Source organism: Tsukamurella soli (assembly GCF_039541155.1).
GTDB classification, from domain to species: Bacteria; Actinomycetota; Actinomycetes; order Mycobacteriales; family Mycobacteriaceae; genus Tsukamurella; species Tsukamurella soli.
Window position 1 is genome coordinate 1 of the sequence record NZ_BAABFR010000195.1, and the last position, 3,578, is coordinate 3,578.

A 3,578-nucleotide genomic window follows, 5' to 3' on the forward strand; every position below is an offset into this window, starting at 1 on the left:
CCCGCCACCGTCGCCGCGTGTGCCGGGCTGGGCCTGCCGATCGTGCCGCGGGGCGCCGGCACCGGGCTGTCGGGCGGCGCGAATGCGACCGAGGGGTCGGTCGTGGTCGCGATGGACGCGATGAACGCCGTCCTGGAGATCGACCCGGCGGAGCGCATCGCCGTCGTGCAGCCCGGCGTGGTGAACGACGACCTCCGCGCCGCGTGCGCCGAGCACGGCCTCTGGTATCCGCCCGATCCGGCCAGCTCGCCCTGGTCGACGATCGGTGGCAACGTCGCCACCAACGCCGGCGGGTTGTGCTGCGTCAAGTACGGCGTCACCCGCGACTACGTCCGCGCACTGCAGGTCGTGACCGCAGACGGCGAGCTCACGCGCATCGGGCGACGCACGGCGAAGGGCGTCACCGGCTACGACCTGGTGGGACTGTTCGTCGGCTCGGAGGGGACGCTCGGCCTGGTCACCGAGATCACCGTCCGGCTGCGGCCGCTGCAGGCGACGCCGCGGACGATCGCCGGGTACTTCGACTCACTGATCGACGCCGGTCGGGCCGTCGCCGCCGTCGGCGCCTCCGGCGTGATCCCCGCGGCCCTCGAACTCGTGGACCGGCAGTGCCTGCTGGCGGTCGATGCGTGGAAGCACATGGACCTCGCCGTCGACGCGAACGTCGTGCTGCTCGCGCGCACCGACGCGCCCGGCGACGCCGGCCTCGACGAGGCCGAGACGGTGCGGGCGTGCTTCGACGGTGCCGGCGCCACCTGGTCGGCCGTCTCGACCGATCCGGTCGAGGCCGAGGCACTGTTCGCCGCGCGGCGGCTCGCCTACCCGGCGCTCGAGCGCCTCGGCCCGGTGCTCACGGAGGACGTCTGCGTCCCCCTCGGCCAGGTCCCGTCGGTGCTCGCGCGCATCGAGGAGATCGGGCGGCGGCACGACACCGTGATCGCCAACATCGCGCACGCCGGGGACGGCAATCTGCACCCGCTCCTGGTGACGCCCCGGGGCGACGATGCCGCCCGCCGGCGCGCGCAGGCGGCGTTCGACGAGATCATCGCCGCGGCCCTCGACGCGGGCGGCACCGTGTCCGGCGAGCACGGGATCGGCCTGCTCAAGCGGCCGGGCCTGCGCGCCGAGCTGAGTCCGGCGACACTGGCGATGCACGAGGCGATCAAGCACGCCCTCGATCCGGCCGGGATCTTCAACCCCGGCAAGGCGTTCTGACCTACTCCGCCGCGGCACCCCCGGTCCAGCGGGCGATGTCGTCGGCGGTCACCTCGACGGTGCCGATCTTCGGCTGGGTGATCCGGATGTGGTTGCCGAACGGGTCGCGCAGGGCACAGTCGATGCCGTACGGCTGCTCTGTCGGCTCCTGGGTGAACTCGACGCCTCGCGCGGACAAATCGGCGTAGGTGCCGCGGCAGTCGTCCGTGTTCAAGATCGCGGCGGTCCCGAGGGCCCCCTTCGTCACCAGCTCGCGGACCTGCGCGGCGGTCTCCTCGGACAGCCTCGGCGGCGCCGGCACCTCGAGCAGCAGCTGCCGGTCCGGTTCGGCCGGAAGGGCGATGGTGAGCCAACGCATGAAACCCATGTCGACGTCGTCATGGACGACGAACCCCAGTCTGCCGACATAGAAGTCGAGGGCCTCCTGCTGGTCGAGCACGGGCACGGAGGTGATGGCGATCGATGTGAACATGCCGTCGACACTAGAGATCGCGCGGCGCCGCCGCTTCTCCGAAACTGCTCGGTAGGCCGACGGTGCCGGGTCGTTCGCCCGCAGGGCGAGTCCACGCACGGACGAAGCAGCCCGGGACCGCGACCGGGCGCGTGACCTCCCGGTACTCCGACGGTGACCGTCCGACGATGTCGCGGAACGTCCGGCCGAACGTCCCGATGCTCGAGAAGCCCACCGAGAGGGCGATCTCCGTCACCGCGTCGTCGGTGTCACGGAGCCGGGTCATCGCCCGTTCGACGCGCCGCCGCTGCAGATACCGGTGCGGTGTCTCGCCGAACGTCGCCTTGAACTCGCGCGTGAAATGGACCGCCGACATGTATGCCACGGCCGCCAACGCAGGGACGTCCAGCGGCTGGGCGTACCGCCGGTCCATGGCGTCCCGTGCGCGCAGCAGCCGCCGGTTCGCGTCCTCGCGCGGGCTCAGCACCGTCAGGCGTCGGCGAACCGGGCCGGGAAACCGCCCGTGGCGACGGGGCCCCATCGGTCGATCGTGATGTGCAGCAGGGACTTCCCCTGGTCGCGCATGGCCTGTCGGTACTCGTCCCAGTCGGGGTGCTCACCGGAGATCGAGCGGAAGTACTCGACCAGCGGCTCGACGGAGTCTGGAAGGTCGATCACCTCTGCCGTGCCGTCGACCTGGACCCAGGCGTCGTTGAACGACGCGCCGAGCGACATCATCGAGCACCGCGGATCCCGGCGCAGATTGTGCACCTTCGCACGCTCGGGATACGTCGCCACGAGGATGTGTCCGTCGGGACCCACCCCGTAGGTGACGGGGCTGAGCTGCGGCCCGCCCCCGCGGCGCGTGGTGACGAGGACCCCGTTGCGGCGACCGCGCAGGAACTCGAGCAGCCCCTGCCTCTCGACGCGATTATTGGTTGCGATCGTGCGTGCCATGACGCTCCTCTGGTCTGGTGCTCGCGGGTGCCTGTTCCGTTCTACGCCACCGTCGGCCCCGGGCCGCGCTGCGCACACCGGTTCGGGCGGCAGCATGGCCTCGAGTGCCGCGCGCAGGCAGTCCCCCAGCGCCGTATCCGGATGCGCGAACCAATACTGGTGTCCCACCGCCGATGCGGAGACACCGGCATGGGCGAACGCGAGCGGGAGCAGGTCGTCGGGCGCTTCCCCGATCCGCCGCGCGACGAACCGAGCGGTCGCCGCACGCCACTCCCGGAAGACCGCGTTGGCCTGTGCCTGCACCCCGGGTTCCGTGAGGATCAGTTGGGCGCGATGCCGGGCCCACTCGTCCTGTTCGCGCCCGTGGTCGAGCGTCCGTGACCACGCGTCGACCAGGACCGCGCGCACACCGGCCTCCGGCGGCGCCGCCGCGAGGCTGGCGACGAACGCCTCGAACTCCGCGTCCGACTCCACCCAGACGACATCTGCCTTGCTGCGGAAATACCGGAAGAACGTCCGCCTGCTCACCCCCGCCTCGCGGGCGATGTCCTCCACGTTGGTCTGCTCGAAGCCGCGTGCCAGGAACAGCCGCTGAGCCGCCGCGGCGAGCGCGCGCGGGCTCGTGACCGGCGGGCGGCCGCTCCGGTCGAGCGTGTCGGGCGACCTGGCGACCTGAGACATCGAGTCCATGGCCTCGATCATGACATCCCATCCTTGCGGCACGGCGTGACATAACCGGCACACATCGACAGGACGCAGCCGCCCTCCCACCTGCGGGCTGCAGGAGGGAGGGCGGCTGTGCGAGCGGGTCGGTCAGCGGGCCGACTGGGGGGCACGCCCGCGGCCGGAGCCGCCGCGCCGGCGAGGCCCGCCGGAACGGGTACCGTCTCCGTGCGGCTGCGAACCGCCACGCGACTGGGAGCAAGTCGGAGGCCAAGCGGTCTTAGGAAGACAA

4 protein-coding genes and 1 pseudogene are annotated in these 3,578 nt (G+C 71.8%); 1 reads left to right on the top strand and 4 read right to left on the bottom strand.

What is annotated here, in order from left to right; all coding sequences use genetic code 11:
• On the top strand, positions 1-1,215 hold a 1,215-nt coding region (locus ABD908_RS26810), incomplete at its 5' end, for an FAD-binding oxidoreductase (RefSeq protein ID WP_345001875.1).
• A 1-nt stretch (position 1,216) separates the two neighbouring features.
• Here the strand turns inward: ABD908_RS26810 and ABD908_RS26815 are convergent.
• The 4 genes and pseudogenes from ABD908_RS26815 to ABD908_RS26830 form a co-directional block, all read right to left on the bottom strand.
• Positions 1,217-1,687 carry a VOC family protein gene (locus ABD908_RS26815; protein ID WP_345001877.1) on the bottom strand — a complete coding sequence of 157 codons (471 nt, stop codon included), beginning with the start codon at positions 1,685-1,687 and terminating at the stop codon, positions 1,217-1,219.
• 10 nt (positions 1,688-1,697) lie between these two features.
• Positions 1,698-2,207, bottom strand: coding sequence for a helix-turn-helix domain-containing protein (locus ABD908_RS26820; protein WP_345001879.1), 510 nt, complete (start codon positions 2,205-2,207; stop codon positions 1,698-1,700).
• Entirely contained in the window at positions 2,156-2,623 is a 468-nt protein-coding gene (locus ABD908_RS26825) for a PPOX class F420-dependent oxidoreductase (RefSeq protein WP_345001881.1), read from the bottom strand. Before ABD908_RS26825 ends, ABD908_RS26820 begins: the two co-directional genes overlap by 52 nt.
• A 102-nt stretch (positions 2,624-2,725) precedes the next feature.
• Positions 2,726-3,325, bottom strand: a pseudogene (locus ABD908_RS26830) (acyl-CoA-like ligand-binding transcription factor); the annotation flags it as partial.
• Between the last annotated feature and the right edge of the window lie 253 nt (positions 3,326-3,578).

Coding starts and splice junctions, on each gene's coding strand:
- ABD908_RS26815 (WP_345001877.1), bottom strand. CDS start 1,687: ATGTTCACATCGATCGCCATCACCTCCGTGCCCGTGCTCGACCAGCAG.
- ABD908_RS26820 (WP_345001879.1), bottom strand. CDS start 2,207: ATGGGGCCCCGTCGCCACGGGCGGTTTCCCGGCCCGGTTCGCCGACGC.
- ABD908_RS26825 (WP_345001881.1), bottom strand. CDS start 2,623: ATGGCACGCACGATCGCAACCAATAATCGCGTCGAGAGGCAGGGGCTG.